Origin of the sequence: Thioflexithrix psekupsensis (assembly GCF_002149925.1) — a bacterium.
Classification (GTDB): Bacteria; Pseudomonadota; Gammaproteobacteria; order Beggiatoales; family Beggiatoaceae; genus Thioflexithrix; species Thioflexithrix psekupsensis.
Window position 1 is genome coordinate 131,417 of record NZ_MSLT01000001.1, and the last position, 19,301, is coordinate 150,717.

The 19,301-nt window shown below is 37.6% G+C and carries 24 protein-coding genes and 2 tRNA genes; 4 read left to right on the forward strand and 22 right to left on the reverse strand.

The genetic code is table 11. The features are described 5' to 3' along the window. The first annotated feature begins 3 nt into the window (after positions 1-3). Both TPSD3_RS00580 and TPSD3_RS00585 read left to right on the forward strand, forming a co-directional pair. Positions 4-756, forward strand: a complete 753-nt coding sequence (locus TPSD3_RS00580) for a metallophosphoesterase (protein ID WP_086486656.1) — start codon at positions 4-6, stop codon at positions 754-756. A 24-nt stretch (positions 757-780) separates the two neighbouring features. Next, positions 781-1,722: a sulfotransferase family protein gene (locus TPSD3_RS00585; RefSeq protein ID WP_086486657.1), complete on the forward strand. Its 942-nt coding sequence runs from the start codon at positions 781-783 to the stop codon at positions 1,720-1,722. A 24-nt stretch (positions 1,723-1,746) separates the two neighbouring features. Here the strand turns inward: TPSD3_RS00585 and TPSD3_RS00590 are convergent, their stop codons facing one another. From TPSD3_RS00590 to TPSD3_RS00615, 6 genes are all read right to left on the reverse strand, one after another. Continuing rightward, positions 1,747-2,052, reverse strand: a complete 306-nt coding sequence (locus TPSD3_RS00590; RefSeq protein ID WP_086486658.1) for a hypothetical protein — start codon at positions 2,050-2,052, stop codon at positions 1,747-1,749. 241 nt (positions 2,053-2,293) lie between these two features. Beyond that, complete coding sequence (locus tag TPSD3_RS00595; RefSeq protein WP_086486659.1) at positions 2,294-2,821, reverse strand: glycine cleavage system transcriptional repressor; 528 nt, start codon at positions 2,819-2,821, stop codon at positions 2,294-2,296. 99 nt (positions 2,822-2,920) lie between these two features. Next, a tRNA-Asn gene (locus tag TPSD3_RS00600) sits at positions 2,921-2,996 on the reverse strand. A gap of 38 nt (positions 2,997-3,034) precedes the next feature. After that, positions 3,035-3,110, reverse strand: a tRNA-Asn gene (locus TPSD3_RS00605). A 204-nt stretch (positions 3,111-3,314) separates the two neighbouring features. Then, positions 3,315-3,704, reverse strand: coding sequence for a ComEA family DNA-binding protein (locus TPSD3_RS00610; protein ID WP_217884324.1), 390 nt, complete (start codon positions 3,702-3,704; stop codon positions 3,315-3,317). 427 nt (positions 3,705-4,131) lie between these two features. After that, positions 4,132-6,312: a PKD domain-containing protein gene (locus TPSD3_RS00615; RefSeq protein ID WP_086486661.1), complete on the reverse strand. Its 2,181-nt coding sequence runs from the start codon at positions 6,310-6,312 to the stop codon at positions 4,132-4,134. Between the two features lie 88 nt (positions 6,313-6,400). Here TPSD3_RS00615 and TPSD3_RS00620 point away from each other — a divergent pair, with 88 nt between their 5' ends. Continuing rightward, complete coding sequence (locus TPSD3_RS00620) at positions 6,401-7,432, forward strand: IS630 family transposase (protein ID WP_086486662.1); 1,032 nt, start codon at positions 6,401-6,403, stop codon at positions 7,430-7,432. A gap of 25 nt (positions 7,433-7,457) precedes the next feature. On the opposite strand, the gene TPSD3_RS00625 is transcribed toward TPSD3_RS00620, so the two are convergent. The 11 genes from TPSD3_RS00625 to TPSD3_RS00675 form a co-directional block, all read right to left on the reverse strand. Further along, positions 7,458-7,793: a hypothetical protein gene (locus tag TPSD3_RS00625; protein WP_086486663.1), complete on the reverse strand. Its 336-nt coding sequence runs from the start codon at positions 7,791-7,793 to the stop codon at positions 7,458-7,460. A 169-nt stretch (positions 7,794-7,962) separates the two neighbouring features. Next, a complete protein-coding gene (locus tag TPSD3_RS00630) occupies positions 7,963-8,490 on the reverse strand; it encodes a transposase (protein ID WP_176329665.1) in 528 nt (175 codons plus the stop codon). 47 nt (positions 8,491-8,537) lie between these two features. After that, complete coding sequence (locus tag TPSD3_RS00635) at positions 8,538-8,993, reverse strand: helix-turn-helix domain-containing protein (RefSeq protein ID WP_086486665.1); 456 nt, start codon at positions 8,991-8,993, stop codon at positions 8,538-8,540. Continuing rightward, positions 8,977-9,516 (reverse strand): InlB B-repeat-containing protein, encoded by a 540-nt coding sequence (locus TPSD3_RS00640; protein WP_342587060.1) that lies wholly within the window; start codon positions 9,514-9,516, stop codon positions 8,977-8,979. Before TPSD3_RS00640 ends, TPSD3_RS00635 begins: the two co-directional genes overlap by 17 nt. Positions 9,517-9,577: 61 nt before the next feature. Further along, the gene (locus TPSD3_RS00645; protein WP_086486667.1) at positions 9,578-10,609 is read right to left on the reverse strand and encodes an IS630 family transposase; all 1,032 of its coding nucleotides are present in this window, start codon (positions 10,607-10,609) and stop codon (positions 9,578-9,580) included. Beyond that, complete coding sequence (locus TPSD3_RS00650) at positions 10,593-11,276, reverse strand: hypothetical protein (protein WP_086486668.1); 684 nt, start codon at positions 11,274-11,276, stop codon at positions 10,593-10,595. Before TPSD3_RS00650 ends, TPSD3_RS00645 begins: the two co-directional genes overlap by 17 nt. A 244-nt stretch (positions 11,277-11,520) precedes the next feature. Beyond that, on the reverse strand, positions 11,521-12,552 hold the full coding sequence (locus TPSD3_RS00655) for an IS630 family transposase (RefSeq protein WP_086486669.1): 1,032 nt from the start codon (positions 12,550-12,552) through the stop codon (positions 11,521-11,523). 219 nt (positions 12,553-12,771) lie between these two features. After that, complete coding sequence (locus tag TPSD3_RS00660) at positions 12,772-13,299, reverse strand: transposase (RefSeq protein ID WP_176329666.1); 528 nt, start codon at positions 13,297-13,299, stop codon at positions 12,772-12,774. 55 nt (positions 13,300-13,354) lie between these two features. Further along, a complete protein-coding gene (locus TPSD3_RS00665) occupies positions 13,355-13,804 on the reverse strand; it encodes a helix-turn-helix domain-containing protein (RefSeq protein ID WP_086486671.1) in 450 nt (149 codons plus the stop codon). After that, positions 13,788-14,198, reverse strand: coding sequence for a hypothetical protein (locus tag TPSD3_RS00670; protein WP_086486672.1), 411 nt, complete (start codon positions 14,196-14,198; stop codon positions 13,788-13,790). The genes TPSD3_RS00665 and TPSD3_RS00670 overlap by 17 nt, the downstream gene beginning before the upstream one ends. 64 nt (positions 14,199-14,262) lie before the next feature. After that, positions 14,263-15,294 (reverse strand): IS630 family transposase, encoded by a 1,032-nt coding sequence (locus TPSD3_RS00675; protein ID WP_086486621.1) that lies wholly within the window; start codon positions 15,292-15,294, stop codon positions 14,263-14,265. A 129-nt stretch (positions 15,295-15,423) separates the two neighbouring features. Between TPSD3_RS00675 and TPSD3_RS00680 the strand changes: the two genes are divergently transcribed. Continuing rightward, the gene (locus TPSD3_RS00680; protein ID WP_086486673.1) at positions 15,424-17,022 is read left to right on the forward strand and encodes a hypothetical protein; all 1,599 of its coding nucleotides are present in this window, start codon (positions 15,424-15,426) and stop codon (positions 17,020-17,022) included. On the opposite strand, the gene tatC is transcribed toward TPSD3_RS00680, so the two are convergent. From tatC to TPSD3_RS00705, 5 genes are read right to left on the reverse strand one after another with little or no spacing between them, the layout of a single operon-like run. Further along, positions 17,023-17,847 carry a twin-arginine translocase subunit TatC gene (gene tatC / locus TPSD3_RS00685; protein ID WP_086486674.1) on the reverse strand — a complete coding sequence of 275 codons (825 nt, stop codon included), beginning with the start codon at positions 17,845-17,847 and terminating at the stop codon, positions 17,023-17,025. It abuts the gene before it with no gap. Between the two features lie 8 nt (positions 17,848-17,855). Beyond that, positions 17,856-18,281, reverse strand: coding sequence for a Sec-independent protein translocase protein TatB (tatB, locus tag TPSD3_RS00690; RefSeq protein WP_086486675.1), 426 nt, complete (start codon positions 18,279-18,281; stop codon positions 17,856-17,858). Between the two features lie 28 nt (positions 18,282-18,309). Beyond that, the gene (gene tatA / locus TPSD3_RS00695) at positions 18,310-18,561 is read right to left on the reverse strand and encodes a Sec-independent protein translocase subunit TatA (protein WP_086486676.1); all 252 of its coding nucleotides are present in this window, start codon (positions 18,559-18,561) and stop codon (positions 18,310-18,312) included. 26 nt (positions 18,562-18,587) lie between these two features. Further along, positions 18,588-18,944: a histidine triad nucleotide-binding protein gene (locus tag TPSD3_RS00700; RefSeq protein ID WP_086486677.1), complete on the reverse strand. Its 357-nt coding sequence runs from the start codon at positions 18,942-18,944 to the stop codon at positions 18,588-18,590. A gap of 4 nt (positions 18,945-18,948) precedes the next feature. Then, entirely contained in the window at positions 18,949-19,293 is a 345-nt protein-coding gene (locus tag TPSD3_RS00705; protein ID WP_086486678.1) for a phosphoribosyl-ATP diphosphatase, read from the reverse strand. Between the last annotated feature and the right edge of the window lie 8 nt (positions 19,294-19,301).

The following is a 19,301-nucleotide window of genomic DNA, read 5'->3' on the forward strand; positions in this document are numbered from 1 at the left end:
TAAATGGCTCAATCTCTTCGCATCGCACAAATTTCTGATACGCATATTGGCGCAAGCCATGAACCATATAATGGAGTCGATATGCGTGGACAATTCCAACGGGTTATTGCTGAATTAGCGCGTCGTCCTTTGGATTTGCTCATTATTTCTGGAGATTTGGCTTTAATGGATGGCGAAATAGAGGCTTATGATTGGATTAAGCAACAATTAGCCGATTTTCCCGTGCCTTATTTAATCATGTTAGGGAATCATGATCGTTTAGAAACGGCAATGTCTGTTTTTAATTTGCCAAAAGAAGATGTGCATCATGGGGAGTTTTATTTTTATCGGCAATTTAATGAATGTCATTGTTTATTTTTAGATACTTCCTCTTATTATTTATCTTTAAATCAGCAGCAATGGTTACAGCAAATGGTGCAGCAAATAAAGGGAGATATTTTATTATTTATGCACCATCCGCCGACCTTATGTGCTTGTCAATTTATGGATCAGCATCATGCGTTAAGAAATTATCAAGAAGTGTGGCAATTTTTCTTGACATTGCCGTCAATTAAGCATATTTTTTGTGGACATTATCATACGGGATGTGATATAACAGTGTCAGACAAATGGATACACTTAACGCCGTCCACGATGTTACAAATTGACCGTGTTTCATCAGAATTGGTATTGGATAAGAAAATTTTTGGCTGGCGCATGATTGAATGGACGCAAAATCAACCGTTAAAAACCACGGTAGAATATTTACAAAATTAACGCCACAATAATAAGTGAGGAGTGATGCAAAATTCCCCTGTTTTTTTGGTGGGGGCAGAGCGTTCGGGTACGACTTTATTGCGTTTAATGTTAGATTCACATCCGCTCATTCATTTTCAATTTGAATTTGAATATATTGTGGATCAATTAGATGCCCAAGGACGTTGGCCAACCATTACAGATTATCATGATTATTTAGCCACGCATCGCATCTTTTTATTGCATCCTTTTGTGATTGATAAAAATTTGCCTTATGATGAATTAATTCGCAGCTTTTTACGGCAAAAACAACAAGAAAAAAATAAGCCTATTGTGGGTGCCACCGTACATTATTGTTTTGAACATTTGCCGCAATTTTGGCCAGAGGCGCGTTTTATTTACATTGTGCGCGACGGGCGCGATGTGGCACGACCGAATTTAAAAACAGGTTGGCATGGTTTACCTTATTTTGGCGCAAAAAGATGGTTAGCCGCACAACAATCATGGCTGCAATTAACCCAGCAAATTACCGCTGAACAACACATCACAATTTATTATGAAAAGCTCATTCATGATACCGATGCCGTGTTAAAGCAACTTTTTGATTTTCTTCAGATTCCTTTTGATACGGCGATGTATGATTACACCAGCCATACGCATTATAAGCCGCCTGATGTGCAAATGTTAGAGCAATGGCGAACCAAAATGAGTGCCTATCAAATTCGTTTAGTTGAGGGGCAAATTGGCAAGTTATTGCAACAACATGGTTATGCGTTAAGTGGCCTCCCCCCGCGCCAACCATGGTGGATAGAAGCGACAGGATTGCGGTTTTGGAATAATTTATCGCGGGCATTTTTTAGAATGCGACGCTATCCTTTTTCTTTATATTTGCAAGATATAATTTCTCGACGTTTGGGTTTAAAAGCGTGGCAAAAAAAGGTGAAATTAAAAATTAATCATATCGAAAATGAACTTTTACGTCCCTAAAAAAAGACACGAATAGATGCTTGATTAGCAAATCAATAGGCCTTGATTAATTTGTGCCTTAATTTCCAAGCGATCCAGTTCTATTTGTGCCGCAATGCCTTCTTGTTTTAATGCCATGACTTGGCTGGTGAAATGTCTCACCCAATGCGGTGTTTCTGAGTCGAATAAATAAGCCACAAAGAAATTTTCTAACTGCGCCGTGTCGACATGTTGTCCGTACCATTTTTGGTAGGCTAAACGAAAAACTTCAAATTCGGAAATGTGCAGCGTCCGTGCAGTCGTTAGCACAGCGCGTACATCAAGCGGAAAAGTATCTGCTAACATGGCCATGAGGAATCTCCTGAAATCGATCTCACTGGTAAGAATGGTGCATTGCTGCAAAATGTTGCAATGCAAAATTATCACCAATTGGCCAGTTTTTGAAAAGCCTTTTTTTTCAATCTGTTGAAAAAATAAATCGCTACATCAATTTTCCCATGACCACCAAAATGGTGCAGATTGGCGCAAAAATGATGCGTTGCACCATAAAGATGACACACTAAAGTTAGATTATTCTTTGTTTATCAGCGAATTATCGCAGTGGCGACAACATTGCGTCTATATTGAGTGCATCGCACAAATCAATAAATTCCCCGCGTAAAATTGAGAGGGAATGCTGCACAGGCACGTGTACGGTCAATGTCAGCGTGAGTAAAGGCAGTTGTGATGAAGGGCTAAGGTGTTGTTGCGTGTGCAAATCGGCAATATTGAGTCCCTGTTCGTGAAAGAATCGCACCAAAATAGTCAACCATTCTCCGTCTAAGGGTGCAGTGACTTCGACAATGTAGGGCAGATAAGGTTCTATAGAGGCAGGATTTTGTGTGACACGCTGACTAAAGCAGCGCACACCTAGCTGTTTTTCTATTCGCGGCAGGGCATGTTCTAATTTGACAATGGCATCCCAAGCCCCCATCACTTGCACGGAAAATAAAGCCTGATCGTGGGAACGCAGCAGACGTGAGTCACCGATTTGACCCCCATGCTCTTGAATGAGTTGACAGCAATACATCAACCAATCCGCACGCCATTGACCCATTACACATAGAATCACAGATTGCATACGTCTATTTTTCAAAAAGATGATGTAAGTAAGCGGTGATGCCCCGACAATTGCCGCTGGCACAATAAAACAGGAGAGAAGGGAAACAAGGCAAGGGAATGGCTCCCTGAGACGGACTCGAACCGCCGACCCAGTGGTTAACAGCCACTTGCTCTACCGACTGAGCTATCAGGGAATTTTAAGGCATCGTATTGTAGTTTTTCTGTGTGGAGTTGGCTCCCTGAGACGGACTCGAACCGCCGACCCAGTGGTTAACAGCCACTTGCTCTACCGACTGAGCTATCAGGGAACAGCACATCAGAAAAACGCTATTATGAATTATTGCAGCATGAAGATCAAGTTTTTTGTTAAAATTTTTTCTATGTGGGATGCGCGTCGAGTTCATTTTTTTGTCAAACCGTTGCGCTTACAAGGAGTTATGCCTAAGATTAAAACCACAACAAAAACCCCTGCTGATAGGCCAACAGGGGTTATTTGTCTGCCCAATCGAATGTTAATTTGCGACTGATTCAGTTTCTGTTGTGGCTTCGGCTTCTACGGTGGCTTCAGCGGCTTCTGTTGTTGTCTCAACTTGTTCTACGGTGGTTTCTGTGGGTTGTGCTTCAGGCTCACCTACGGTCATCAGATGACGATTTTTATCAATCAGTTTGGGGCCAATTCCAGAAACTCGCTCCAGATCATCAACGGATTCAAAAGGTCCTTCAACTGTGCGAGATTGCACAATGGCTTCGGCTTTTTTCTCACCGATCCCCTCTAATGTTTCCGCCAATGTTTCCACATCGGCAGTATTAATGTTAATGGGTTCTTCAGCGAAAGCATTCCACTGAATTCCCCAAAACCCCAACACCAGAAACAACATCCATCCACGTCTCAACATCATCATCCCCTTAGTGATTACAATTGGTGGTAAAATGTGCATTTAAGTGAATAATAATACGTCAGCACCTTCAGTTTGCAGATCACAAACTGGAATTATTGTACAATAAAATAAACGGTTAAACAAATTCATTTCAAAGCAAAAGGGGTTGCAGGCTTAGAGGAAGGTCAACGTTCAGGGAGACCGCCCATTTATACAAAAGAAGGAATTAATCAGCCCATGAACATAAATGGGCGCAAGCTAAAGCTCTCCGTAAACAACAGCATTATTCTATTGACGAACTCTTTTTACTTAATTCTATTTAATCTTTTTATAGTGCGGATGCTATATTTTGATAGTAGATGGACTTTTGATGAGGATAGAGAAAGAGGATAGCGGCGCAACTTTTAATATTTAAGTTGCGCCGCTAATCGTTTCTAAAGGATGCCAGAGATTATTGCTGCAATTCCTTTACATTACCCAAGTCAAACAGTTTCGTTTTCGAGGAAAAGTTCATGTCCACTTGGTACAGCAATGGAGTAGCCGGTACCACTTGGTTGCCGAATTTGATCGCTTGAGGAATTGAAACAACAGGAATAAGAAGTTTACTCTCATCAGATGAATAAGTTGATAACGGACAAGCAGGATTTAACACAAAATCAGCAGTAATATCTTCAATTTTGTTTTTGTAGATATAAAAACTATATTCTGTCTTAGGTTTTAATGCCAACTGCGTTTTGACGTACAAAACATTGCTTGTAATCTCATTTGTCATGGGATTGATAGCCGCTACTCTGATAACAGGGAATGTAATTCGCTTAGTCTTCAGATCATAGTATGGATTGTACGCAGCACATTCTGGACGCTGTGCCAATACTGAATCACTATTGCTTTCTTCTGTCTTGAAGTGAATCGCAACAGTTTTTGCTGTATCCATCGTAACTTGGCAGGTGGTTTTATCTGCACTGGGCGTGCAACCTGTCCAGCTATCCACCACATAGCCTTGTGCGGGGGTTGCAGTAAGTACAACAGACACGTTGACGGGGTAGCTTCCACTACAGATTGTACCACATAAGATACCTGTCGCCGTAACCTCACCACTCACAGGAGGAGTCACGGTTAAAGTTACTTTAGGAATTTCGGTAACTGTCACTGTTTTACTGACTTTCTCGCTGATTAGTCCTTTGTCGTCTTTTACGGTTAAGCTGAACGTGTATGTTCCCGTTTGGGAAAGTGTCAACTTGGGTGCTTTTTCCGCAGTAATTGAAAGCTCAGGTTGACTTGTCCACTCATAAGTCAGTGCTTTGCCTTCGGGACCAGTGGAAATTGACGCATCCAAAGTGATTACCAATGGGGTAACGCCTTGTTCAGGAGTGACCGTAAATTTTGCCGTAGGGGGTTGATTATCAGCAACACTCCCACCGCCAAAACTGCCCGTTTCTCCAAAATTAAGCTCAAGGAAAAATACTTTTTGCGTTGTACTTGCCTCAGCCCCTTTGTCATCTGTCACCGTCAAAATTACAGTGTATTCACCTCCTTTTGTAAATGTAAAACTTGGTGTTGTTTCTGTAGATACTTGCCCGTCTGAAATTTTCCACTCTTGCTTAACGATATAACCATCTTTATCGTTAGAAGTATTTTGAGCTGTGATAGTTAAAGGGGCGTATCCTGACACTACACTGTCTAAGTTGAAAGCCGCTACTGGAGGTTGATTAATTGGCTGTGGAATTGCTTCCACTTTAATTCCAAAGCTTACCGCAGTTGGAATATTGGTCAAATCTACTTTTACTACCTCAGACTCCGAAGTTGTATAAATAGCAGACTCTTTAATTTCTGTAAAAACAGTATAATTCCCTATTGCAGATAAATTAGTGAATTCATAATACCCATCCACACTAGTTACAGTAGATATTTCTGAACCATCTGGACGTTTCAGCAGAACAGTCCAATTGGACAAGTATGATTCACCGCTTTCTTGTAAACCACTTTCATCAGTATCATTCCATATGAAACCTCGAATGGTAGTGAACATTTGTGCTTCAGGAACTAGTTTAATAGTTGGATTAAATTGGCAACCACCAGCAGTTACTTCACACATGTTAGTCATATCGTTAGGTGTATCTGGGTAGCTTACAAATAACATACGATTGCCGATTTTAATACAATTGTCCGAAGCATTCTTGAAGCCCATTGCTAAGGAAAATTCAAAAGCAATTACCTCAGCAGATTCACCTTTAGACGGGGTGGAAGAGCTTCCCTGTTTGTAAATACTTCCATCCTTATTTTTTAAAAGCCATGAAAATGGCTTTTCTTGGCTAAGACCAGTAATGCAAACAAGATTATTACCTTGAATAGCAATTTTAGGACTAAAGTAAGCGGTTAATGTGTTACCATTGCCAGTTGTAATGGGCAGACAAGGTGTATCCATCATAGAACCACAAACTGAAGCATCTGACCATTGAGAGAAGGTGTAACCTTGTTTTGGTATAGCAGTTAGGATACGCATAGTATTTGCTGTAAAACCAGAAACACTACATTGCTCACCAACAACGTTGTCATCACCATTTCCACAATAAACAGTGGTAGAACCAATATACCCACTAATAATTCCATCAGTTGGAGGTATAATTTCCAAATAAGTTAGCGTTTCTTGAGGGCTTATAGCTGTAATATACCAATTTTTTCAGAGTCGTATAATAATACTTTTCAAATAGGAGAGAATAATGAACAAAAGATATGAAGATTTAGAAGAATTAATGTCAACAGGTGAAGCGAGAGAAGTGAAGCGAGCGATGGCAGTAAGAATGTCTTTGCTTGGTTTTGTGCGTGCGGAAGCGGCTTTAGCGTGTTGTGTCAGTGTGCAATTTGTGGATAAATGGAAAGCCATTTATTTAGCGTCAGGGGTTGAAGGATTAAAGTTAGCGTATAAAGGCTCACCAGGGTATTTAAAGCCGCGTGAACGAGAAGATGTGATTAATTGGATACAAGAAAAGAAGACAATAACAATAGAGGAACTAAAGAGATACTTAAAAGAGGAGTATGATGTTTTCTATTCTTCAAATACTTCTTATACTAAATTATTAGAAGAAGCGAATTTAAGTTATAAGAAGACACACAAAGAGAATTCGGCAAAAGATGAGGTAAAAGTGGAAGCTAAAAAAAAAGAGATTAAGGATTTAATAGATAAGGAGCGTGAACAGATAGAAAGTGGAGAGGTAATGTACTGGATGCAAGACGAAAGCCATCAGTTGTGGGGAGATATTTGTGGTTATGTTTGGTCGAAAAAAGGAGAAAGAACGTCAATAAAGATGAGTAATTATCGCACTTCTCAAACGTGGTATGGAGCGGTGAATATTTATACGGGAGAATTTATTTTAGATAGGGCAAAGAAAGCTGATACAAAATATACGATAGACTTTATTAACTGGCTCATTTACAGATATAAAGAAGCCCGTCATGTGATTATTTGGGATGGTGCAAGTTATCATCGTTCTGAAGGTTTAAGAACTTATTTAGAGAAATTAAATGGGGGACTTCCAGAATCAGAATGGAAAGTTCGTTTATTAAGATTTGCACCTAATGCCCCAGAGCAAAATCCAGTCGAGGATATTTGGCTTCAAGGTAAGAATTGGGTCAGAAAGAATTTTCATCGCCTATCAAGCTTTAAAGAAGTCACTAGTATGTTTGAGACCTTTTTGTCAGGTAAAGTGTTTAAGTTTAATAAAATTAAACAGTATCTTATACCTAATATCTAGGTAGATATTAAAACTTAATTTGTTTTTATATCTCACATAATTTTGGTATAGCATCAGACCAACCACTACCGTTTCCTACAGCAACCTTAAACATATACTGACCAGAAGGTAATATCCATGGAACATTCCATTTTATGGATGTATCGGTAGACGATCCATGTAATAGGCAAGCATTCCCTAATATTGGATGAAAAGCACCATTAGGACATGCAATATCGGATACTAGTGAATTAGTACTGTCGTCATATAAGTAAACAACATACTCCTCTTGATTTGTACTATTCCAAGAAATTTCGATCTCACTTCCAGGTACAAAATTATAAGAACTCAGTTGAACATCACTAATGGTTGGAAGAGGCAAAACATTGCCTCCAACTGTTACATCAGGATCAACTGTTGGCTCTCCATTAAGTTTGAACGTTGCACTTAAAGATAAAGCTTTACCACCAGATAAAATTGGGTTGCATGAATCTACTTTGGTATACCAAAATTATGTGAGATATAAAAACAAATTAAGTTCTAATATCTAGCTAGATATTAGGTATAAGATACTGTTTAATTTTATTAAACTTAAACAATTTACCTGACAAAAAGGTCTCAAACATACTAGTGACTTCTTTAAAGCTTGATAGACGATGAAAATTCTTTCTGACCCAATTCTTACCTTGAAGCCAAATATCCTCGACTGGATTTTGCTCTGGGGCATTGGGCGCAAATCTTAATAAACGAACTTTCCATTCTGATTCTGGAAGTCCCCCATTTAATTTCTCTAAATAAGTTCTTAAACCTTCAGAACGATGATAACTTGCACCATCCCAAATAATCACATGACGGGCTTCTTTATATCTGTAAATGAGCCAGTTAATAAAGTCTATCGTATATTTTGTATCAGCTTTCTTTGCCCTATCTAAAATAAATTCTCCCGTATAAATATTCACCGCTCCATACCACGTTTGAGAAGTGCGATAATTACTCATCTTTATTGACGTTCTTTCTCCTTTTTTCGACCAAACATAACCACAAATATCTCCCCACAACTGATGGCTTTCGTCTTGCATCCAGTACATTACCTCTCCACTTTCTATCTGTTCACGCTCCTTATCTATTAAATCCTTAATCTCTTTTTTTTAGCTTCTACTTTTACCTCATCTTTTGCCGAATTCTCTTTGTGTGTCTTCTTATAACTTAAATTCGCTTCTTCTAATAATTTAGTATAAGAAGTATTTGAAGAATAGAAAACATCATACTCCTCTTTTAAGTATCTCTTTAGTTCCTCTATTGTTATTGTCTTCTTTTCTTGTATCCAATTAATCACATCTTCTCGTTCACGCGGCTTTAAATACCCTGGTGAGCCTTTATACGCTAACTTTAATCCTTCAACCCCTGACGCTAAATAAATGGCTTTCCATTTATCCACAAATTGCACACTGACACAACACGCTAAAGCCGCTTCCGCACGCACAAAACCAAGCAAAGACATTCTTACTGCCATCGCTCGCTTCACTTCTCTCGCCTCACCTGTTGACATTAACTCTTCTAAATCTTCATATCTTTTGTTCATTATTCTCTCCTATTTGAAAAGTATTATTATACGACTCTGAAAAAATTGGTATATTAGGACAAATGGAAGAATCAGACCATTCTACAAAAGAATATTCTGCTTTAGAAATTGCTTTTATCAAACCAAATAGAGGGATAGTGTTAGTTGAAAAATTGATTGTGCAATTTTGACCAAGTACATTATCTCCATGCCCACAATGAACCACACTTGAACCAACTACTCCACTGACAATACCTTTATCCGAAGGTATGATTTGCAATGATGGGTTGAGTACAGGTGGAACTTGCTCAAAAGTTGGCGTAATAACAGTATTTTTACCAACCGCTAAATCACAAGGCATTTTAGAACAACTATCACCCCAACCAGTATGCTTAAAATCTGCACTTGCCGGTGTTGCAGTCAAATTAATTTGATTGCTGTTGTCTGCTAATGTTGCGCTACATGAAGTATAACCATTACCACATTTAATAGTGGTTTCATTTACTACACCTTCAATAATCCCATTTTCAGGAGTCGGATCAATTTCAAAGCTGGTATACCAAAATTATGTGAGATATAAAAACAAATTAAGTTCTAATATCTAGCTAGATATTAGGTATAAGATACTGTTTAATTTTATTAAACTTAAACACTTTACCTGACAAAAAGGTCTCAAACATACTAGTGACTTCTTTAAAGCTTGATAGACGATGAAAATTCTTTCTGACCCAATTCTTACCTTGAAGCCAAATATCCTCGACTGGATTTTGCTCTGGGGCATTGGGCGCAAATCTTAATAAACGAACTTTCCATTCTGATTCTGGAAGTCCCCCATTTAATTTCTCTAAATAAGTTCTTAAACCTTCAGAACGATGATAACTTGCACCATCCCAAATAATCACATGACGGGCTTCTTTATATCTGTAAATGAGCCAGTTAATAAAGTCTATCGTATATTTTGTATCAGCTTTCTTTGCCCTATCTAAAATAAATTCTCCCGTATAAATATTCACCGCTCCATACCACGTTTGAGAAGTGCGATAATTACTCATCTTTATTGACGTTCTTTCTCCTTTTTTCGACCAAACATAACCACAAATATCTCCCCACAACTGATGGCTTTCGTCTTGCATCCAGTACATTACCTCTCCACTTTCTATCTGTTCACGCTCCTTATCTATTAAATCCTTAATCTCTTTTTTTTTAGCTTCTACTTTTACCTCATCTTTTGCCGAATTCTCTTTGTGTGTCTTCTTATAACTTAAATTCGCTTCTTCTAATAATTTAGTATAAGAAGTATTTGAAGAATAGAAAACATCATACTCCTCTTTTAAGTATCTCTTTAGTTCCTCTATTGTTATTGTCTTCTTTTCTTGTATCCAATTAATCACATCTTCTCGTTCACGCGGCTTTAAATACCCTGGCGAGCCTTTATACGCTAACTTTAATCCTTCCACCCCTGACGCTAAATAAATGGCTTTCCATTTATCCACAAATTGCACACTGACACAACACGCTAAAGCCGCTTCCGCACGCACAAAACCAAGCAAAGACATTCTTACTGCCATCGCTCGCTTCACTTCTCTCGCTTCACCTGTTGACATTAACTTTTCCAAATCTTCATATCTTTTGTTCATTATTCTCTCCTATTTGAAAAGTATTATCATACGACTCTGAAAAAATTGGTATAGGAGATGGACAAGGGTCATTACGACACCATTTAAAAGATGGTGATGATACTGGTTGACTAGTGTCTCCATTAACATCTGTTATTGTGACACTAGCATGTAAATATGTACCACTTTTTACACCCAAGATTGCAGGATTGAAACTTTTGTAAAAATCATGCTCAATTGGAGCACCTGAACTCCAATAAGTAGAGGTTTCTTGGGTTTCTAAAACAGTGCTATTTTCGCTTTCGCTATTGACCAAGCTTACATTGACCTTTTTAACCCCGTTAGCATTTACACTTAATCCACTAATGGGCACATTTAACCCATAGTAAATCTTTTCAGAATTTTCTTCTGGTGGAGAAGTAAAGGATACGTTAGCACTCGGCTCAATTAATTTGAACGTACCAATCAGCTCATGACAAAGTTCTGCTGTATCAGTAGCTCTAACTGTATATGTATATTCACCAGATGATTCGGGGTCTTCCGTGTTCTCAGGTTTCCACTTATCACGTGTAAACTTGAAGGAATTACCGCCTGTCGTTGCTGAAGTAGGATTGCTACCGAAACCATGTTTTTTATAAAACATAACTTCATCTTTGGCGTTTTTAATAGTCAATTCTATAAATTGCAAGCCATTATTATCAGTAGCAGCAAGTTCATATTCAAAATCATCGCCTGCATCCGGATTTATCTCACTACCCAGATTGTAGATTGCTTTGATGTCGTATAACTCAGTAAAGTTAACTTCAGGATTATCAGAATCAAATGGTGATGTGCGCTCTGTACAGCCACCTAATTTTGTAAAAGTAATGTTCTCAGCATCACTATACCAAAATTATGTGAGATATAAAAACAAATTAAGTTTTAATATCTACCTAGATATTAGGTATAAGATACTGTTTAATTTTATTAAACTTAAACACTTTACCTGACAAAAAGGTCTCAAACATACTAGTGACTTCTTTAAAGCTTGATAGGCGATGAAAATTCTTTCTGACCCAATTCTTACCTTGAAGCCAAATATCCTCGACTGGATTTTGCTCTGGGGCATTAGGTGCAAATCTTAATAAACGAACTTTCCATTCTGATTCTGGAAGTCCCCCATTTAATTTCTCTAAATAAGTTCTTAAACCTTCAGAACGATGATAACTTGCACCATCCCAAATAATCACATGACGGGCTTCTTTATATCTGTAAATGAGCCAGTTAATAAAGTCTATCGTATATTTTGTATCAGCTTTCTTTGCCCTATCTAAAATAAATTCTCCCGTATAAATATTCACCGCTCCATACCACGTTTGAGAAGTGCGATAATTACTCATCTTTATTGACGTTCTTTCTCCTTTTTTCGACCAAACATAAGCACAAATATCTCCCCACAACTGATGGCTTTCGTCTTGCATCCAGTACATTACCTCTCCACTTTCTATCTGTTCACGCTCCTTATCTATTAAATCCTTAATCTCTTTTTTTTTAGCTTCCACTTTTACCTCATCTTTTGCCGAATTCTCTTTGTGTGTCTTCTTATAACTTAAATTCGCTTCTTCTAATAATTTAGTATAAGAAGTATTTGAAGAATAGAAAACATCATACTCCTCTTTTAAGTATCTCTTTAGTTCCTCTATTGTTATTGTCTTCTTTTCTTGTATCCAATTAATCACATCTTCTCGTTCACGCGGCTTTAAATACCCTGGTGAGCCTTTATACGCTAACTTTAATCCTTCAACCCCTGACGCTAAATAAATGGCTTTCCATTTATCCACAAATTGCACACTGACACAACACGCTAAAGCCGCTTCCGCACGCACAAAACCAAGCAAAGACATTCTTACTGCCATCGCTCGCTTCACTTCTCTCGCTTCACCTGTTGACATTAATTCTTCTAAATCTTCATATCTTTTGTTCATTATTCTCTCCTATTTGAAAAGTATTATTATACGACTCTGAAAAAATTGGTATAGTAGTCACCGATCCAGATATTGTCAATGTTTATCTTTATATCTCCAAATAAATAACGCTCCCAATTTGGAGCGTTATTTATTTTCAGCTTATCTTCAACTAGAAATTAAGCAGTCCTATACCAAAATTATGTGAGATATAAAAACAAATTAAGTTCTAATATCTAGCTAGATATTAGGTATAAGATACTGTTTAATTTTATTAAACTTAAACACTTTACCTGACAAAAAGGTCTCAAACATACTAGTGACTTCTTTAAAGCTTGATAGACGATGAAAATTCTTTCTGACCCAATTCTTACCTTGAAGCCAAATATCCTCGACTGGATTTTGCTCTGGGGCATTGGGCGCAAATCTTAATAAACGAACTTTCCATTCTGATTCTGGAAGTCCCCCATTTAATTTCTCTAAATAAGTTCTTAAACCTTCAGAACGATGATAACTTGCACCATCCCAAATAATCACATGACGGGCTTCTTTATATCTGTAAATGAGCCAGTTAATAAAGTCTATCGTATATTTTGTATCAGCTTTCTTTGCCCTATCTAAAATAAATTCTCCCGTATAAATATTCACCGCTCTATACCACGTTTGAGAAGTGCGATAATTACTCATCTTTATTGACGTTCTTTCTCCTTTTTTCGACCAAACATAACCACAAATATCTCCCCACAACTGATGGCTTTCGTCTTGCATCCAGTACATTACCTCTCCACTTTCTATCTGTTCACGCTCCTTATCTATTAAATCCTTAATCTCTTTTTTTTTTAGCTTCTACTTTTACCTCATCTTTTGCCGAATTCTCTTTGTGTGTCTTCTTATAACTTAAATTCGCTTCTTCTAATAATTTAGTATAAGAAGTATTTGAAGAATAGAAAACATCATACTCCTCTTTTAAGTATCTCTTTAGTTCCTCTATTGTTATTGTCTTCTTTTCTTGTATCCAATTAATCACATCTTCTCGTTCACGCGGCTTTAAATACCCTGGCGAGCCTTTATACGCTAACTTTAATCCTTCCACCCCTGACGCTAAATAAATGGCTTTCCATTTATCCACAAATTGCACACTGACACAACACGCTAAAGCCGCTTCCGCACGCACAAAACCAAGCAAAGACATTCTTACTGCCATCGCTCGCTTCACTTCTCTCGCTTCACCTGTTGACATTAACTTTTCCAAATCTTCATATCTTTTGTTCATTATTCTCTCCTATTTGAAAAGTATTATCATACGACTCTGAAAAAATTGGTATAGAGACTTCAGCGTTCCCTTTCTTATCATTAACCTTAATCTTAAGAGAAACGAGACCATTAGCTAAACTTTCCAATTTAACAGGTTCGGAAGCACAACGATATCTTGAAAATCCTCTAAATGTCATTGGAATTTCTACTTCATTATTATTGCTATCAGTTAATACAGCAACACAGCCCTCTACACCATCTTGATCATCTACATAAGCAACTATGCCAAAATCGGACTCTATCGTTGTTCCCTGACTAGGGAAAACAATACTTACATTTAAAGGCTCATTTGTAGTAACATCTGGCGTATTGTCATCAGGGGTAGGATTTGCAACAGGTGGTAATGACTCCATTTTTTTAACGGTAATATACCAAAATTATGTGAGATATAAAAACAAATTAAGTTTTAATATCTACCTAGATATTAGGTATAAGATACTGTTTAATTTTATTAAACTTAAACACTTTACCTGACAAAAAGGTCTCAAACATACTAGTGACTTCTTTAAAGCTTGATAGGCGATGAAAATTCTTTCTGACCCAATTCTTACCTTGAAGCCAAATATCCTCGACTGGATTTTGCTCTGGGGCATTAGGTGCAAATCTTAATAAACGAACTTTCCATTCTGATTCTGGAAGTCCCCCATTTAATTTCTCTAAATAAGTTCTTAAACCTTCAGAACGATGATAACTTGCACCATCCCAAATAATCACATGACGGGCTTCTTTATATCTGTAAATGAGCCAGTTAATAAAGTCTATCGTATATTTTGTATCAGCTTTCTTTGCCCTATCTAAAATAAATTCTCCCGTATAAATATTCACCGCTCCATACCACGTTTGAGAAGTGCGATAATTACTCATCTTTATTGACGTTCTTTCTCCTTTTTTCGACCAAACATAACCACAAATATCTCCCCACAACTGATGGCTTTCGTCTTGCATCCAGTACATTACCTCTCCACTTTCTATCTGTTCACGCTCCTTATCTATTAAATCCTTAATCTCTTTTTTTTTAGCTTCCACTTTTACCTCATCTTTTGCCGAATTCTCTTTGTGTGTCTTCTTATAACTTAAATTCGCTTCTTCTAATAATTTAGTATAAGAAGTATTTGAAGAATAGAAAACATCATACTCCTCTTTTAAGTATCTCTTTAGTTCCTCTATTGTTATTGTCTTCTTTTCTTGTATCCAATTAATCACATTTTCTCGTTCACGCGGCTTTAAATACCCTGGTGAGCCTTTATACGCTAACTTTAATCCTTCAACCCCTGACGCTAAATAAATGGCTTTCCATTTATCCACAAATTGCACACTGACACAATACGCTAAAGCCGCTTCCGCACGCACAAAACCAAGCAAAGACATTCTTACTGCCATCGCTCGCTTCACTTCTCTCGCTTCACCTGTTGACATTAACTCTTCTAAATCTTCATATCTTTTGTTCATTATTCTCTCCTATTTGAAAAGTATTATTATACGACTCTGAAAAAATTGGTATATCTGCCAAAAGTTTTACCAAACATTTGCCAAACCATTGCTCTATACTTTGCTGCTTTAATTGTTGGAGTGTTCGACATGCCTACAGACAAACAAAATAATTCAAGAATAAAAATTTCTAATTTAAAAGAAAAAATTAATCTTTTATTAGACAATAATGTAAATAGAATAAGCAGCCAAAAAACACTTCAATTAGAATTGGATGTGGCGGGTGGTTTTGTGTCTCGATTGAAAGAGAGTATCTCCGAAGAAACTTTCTTGAAATTGCAAACCATTTACAAGGCAAGTCCTGCTGCAATTCCTGAACAGCTTTGGTATCAACCCTATGAAGTTTTTAATCAAGATTTAATTAATCGAGGAATCATTAAGGGAGCATTAAGCACAGAAGTGGCTTTATTTCCAGAGAAAGGAAGTATTTCTCTAAAGTTACTGGGCAACTTAACAGATCGCATTGATAGTGCGGAAAAATTGCTTCAGATTATGAGTGGATATTGGGAGTTATTTACTTACTCAACGAGCTTTATCGATAAACAAACAATTAGTTATGATCTGTTGGAATGCAATGGCATTAATGAATCAGGTAATATAAAATGCTTAATTATAAATAATCATTCAAAATTTGAAGGCTTTTGTATTAGAGTGGGAACTAAGCTATATTTTACCTTTGAGGATGTTTTATATGGTAATGAAATGGTTTATATTATTTCTAATATTCCAGAAAGATTAGATCGGCTTGAATTTACTGGAGTCACCAGCTTTTTATCTTATAAAATGGCTGAACCAAGTGCCATGAAAATCTTATTTCGCAAACTTAATTCAATCCAAGATTTGGAGAGAAAATATGCTATTCCTTTAACCGAAAACTTAGCACAAATGGCGTTTAATGTGGAGCAAGTCATTAATGCCAATAAAAGCAGATTTTCTGAAATATTAGATTCTATTGATAATTACATTCCTTTACATGCCATTCCCTATGGATTAACGACCACAAATCATCACACTAAGTTACAAAGAGATAAGTTAGTTTTTGAGGAGTTAGCTCATTTAATTAATGGGTTGAGTCATATTGGTGCAATAGAAAGAGATTGTTTAGAAGATTATTTTTCTCTACTTAAAAATGCAATTCTTAACCAAAGCTATCATTTTATAAAACCTGCTCAATATTATAAACGGATTTCTTATTTAGCAGAAAATACACAAAAAAATATCATTGCAACTTATCTACATGATACTCACCATTATCAAAATGGAGAAATTAGTTCATTTAGCCAATATTATTTTTCTATTCAGAAAAAGTTAATTATAGAAAAAAATATTTCTGTAAAACGACTTTTTATTACTCGGAAAGAACAACCTGATGAACGTCTACTGATGCGAATGTACCAAGAGCAACAGGCAGGCATTGAGGTTTTATATTTACGTGAGCAAGATTGGGTTGAGCCTAGCTTATTAGAAAAAACAGGAGTTTTAGATTTAGCTATTTTTGACGAAAAAATAGCTATTATTCTTACTGGCAGAGAGTGTTTTTCTCAGGCACAATCAACAACAATGGTTTCCAATCTTTCCAAGATTCAACAATACATCGAATTATTCAACGCCAATTGGGATATTGCCCGCCCGCTGACTACTGAACAAATCAATTCTATTCATCCCACTCGGATGCAATATAAGCAATAATCACTTGCCTTTTTCATCTTGTTCTAAGCGTGCTAATTCGGCATCCATTTGTTCTGGAGTTAAGGGTTTATATTCATCGTTATTGTCATTGGTTTCTTTTGGTACGAAACGTCTGGAGAAAAACACACCTGCTTCAAATAATATCCAAATAGGAACTGCCAATAGCGTTTGTGAAATCACATCAGGCGGAGTCATTAACATCCCAATAATAAACGCCGCAACAATAATGTAAGGCCGCTTTTCAATCAATTCATCAGGCGTAACCATCCCCATACGCACCAGCAAAATCGTCGCAATCGGCACCTCAAAAGCAATTCCAAACGCAAAAAACATCTTTAACACAAAATCTAAATAACGACTAATATCCGTCATCATAGAAACCCCATCAGGTGTCATGCTGATCATGAAACTAAACACCAATGGAAACACCACAAAATACGCAAATGCCATTCCTAAATAAAATAACAATGTGCTAGAAATAAGCAGGGGATACATGAGTTGTTTTTCATGATCATAAAGCCCCGGTGCCACAAATCCCCACACATGATAAAAAATATAAGGAATGGCAATAAAAATCGCTAACACCAATGTTAATTTAAACGGAGTAAAAAAAGGTGAAGCCACATCAATCGCAATCATTTGTGTGCCTTCAGGCATAAAACGCAATAACGGATCAGCGAGTAGAGAAAATAAACTATTCGCAAAAGGCATTAATGCCAATAAAATAACCAACACCACCAATACAATTTGTAATAAACGATTACGAATTTCAACGAGGTGTTCAACAAACGACATACTGCCGTCTTGAGAGGAATGTTCAGTCATACTGATTCTTAGACCTTATTCTTGGGGTCAAGTCCAGCAACAGGGACATCGACAGTGGCAGGAGCAGCAGGAGCAGGCTCAGGAGATTCCAACACCGGAGGATTCCACGAACGAACAGCCCCTGAATTCTCCGCGCTAGGGGATAACGGTGTATGTGCGGAAGCCTCTGGTGCGGTGGCGGACTGGTTCAAGGTATTTTTAGTTTCATTAAGAAATTCATACACTTGGTTGACTTCGGTTTGTCGCATTTGTTCTTGTAATTCTTGCAGCCGCAACTCTTTGTCAATGTCATTTTTAATCGAAGTCACAAATCGTTTTATACGCCCAAACCAAAGTCCTGCGGTACGTGCCGCGCCCGGCAGACGCTCTGGCCCAAACACCAGTAAAGCCACCACACCGACCACCAACAATTCTAAAAAACCGATGTCAAACATGACGATGTCCCACGATTATCTTGATGATTTACGGTTCTCGACGTTTGGCGGTGATTTCGCCTTCGATGACCTGTTCAGGCTTTTTGTCCTGTCCTACTTGCTGTGTTGTACTTGATACGGGGAGGTTCTCGGTTTTGTCTTCTTCTCCGTCTTTCATTGAAGAACGAAAATTCTTAATCGCCGAGCCTAAATCACCACCAATATTGCGCAGTTTCTTCGTACCAAACAACAACACAATAATCACTAATACAATTAATAGTTGCCAAATACTAATACCCATAAATAAATTTCCTTAATAAACGAGAATTAACGAGTAAAACCAATCCCACGTAAATCATCTCCACCCAACAAATGCACATGCAAATGAAAAACTTCCTGTCCGCCGCCTTTGCCCGTGTTAATCATAGTGCGAAACCCCGTCGTTAGACCCTGTTCTTGCGCCAATTTGGGCAATAAACGCATAATATGGGCGATCAACACATCATGTTCTGGGGTTAAATCGGCCAAGCTCACCACATGCTCCCGCGGCACAACCAGCAAATGCACCGCCGCTTTGGGATTAATATCTTCAAAAACAATAACATAATCATCTGCATAAACTTGTTTAGACGGGATTTGTCCCGCTACAATTTTACAAAAAATACAATTGGGGTCTGTGTTCATCACATTAGTCTCGTGGAGAAGAAGGAGAAGAATGACGTTGTGCTTTTTCGTCAAGTCCAGACAAGCCAAAACGACGATCCAATTCGGCCAAAATCGCGTCAGGTGAGATATTATAATGGCTTAACAAGACCAAAGAATGAAACCATAAATCAGCAGTTTCGTAAATTAATGGGTCAATATCGCCTGCTTTTCCTGCGATCACGGTTTCAATGGCTTCTTCGCCTAATTTTTTTAAAATATGGTCTAATCCTTTGCGGTGCAATTGTGCAACGTAAGACTTATCCGGATCAGCCTGCTTACGCATCTCTAACACCTGCGCCAAGCGAAAAAGAGTATCATTTGCAGTCATAAGTGATG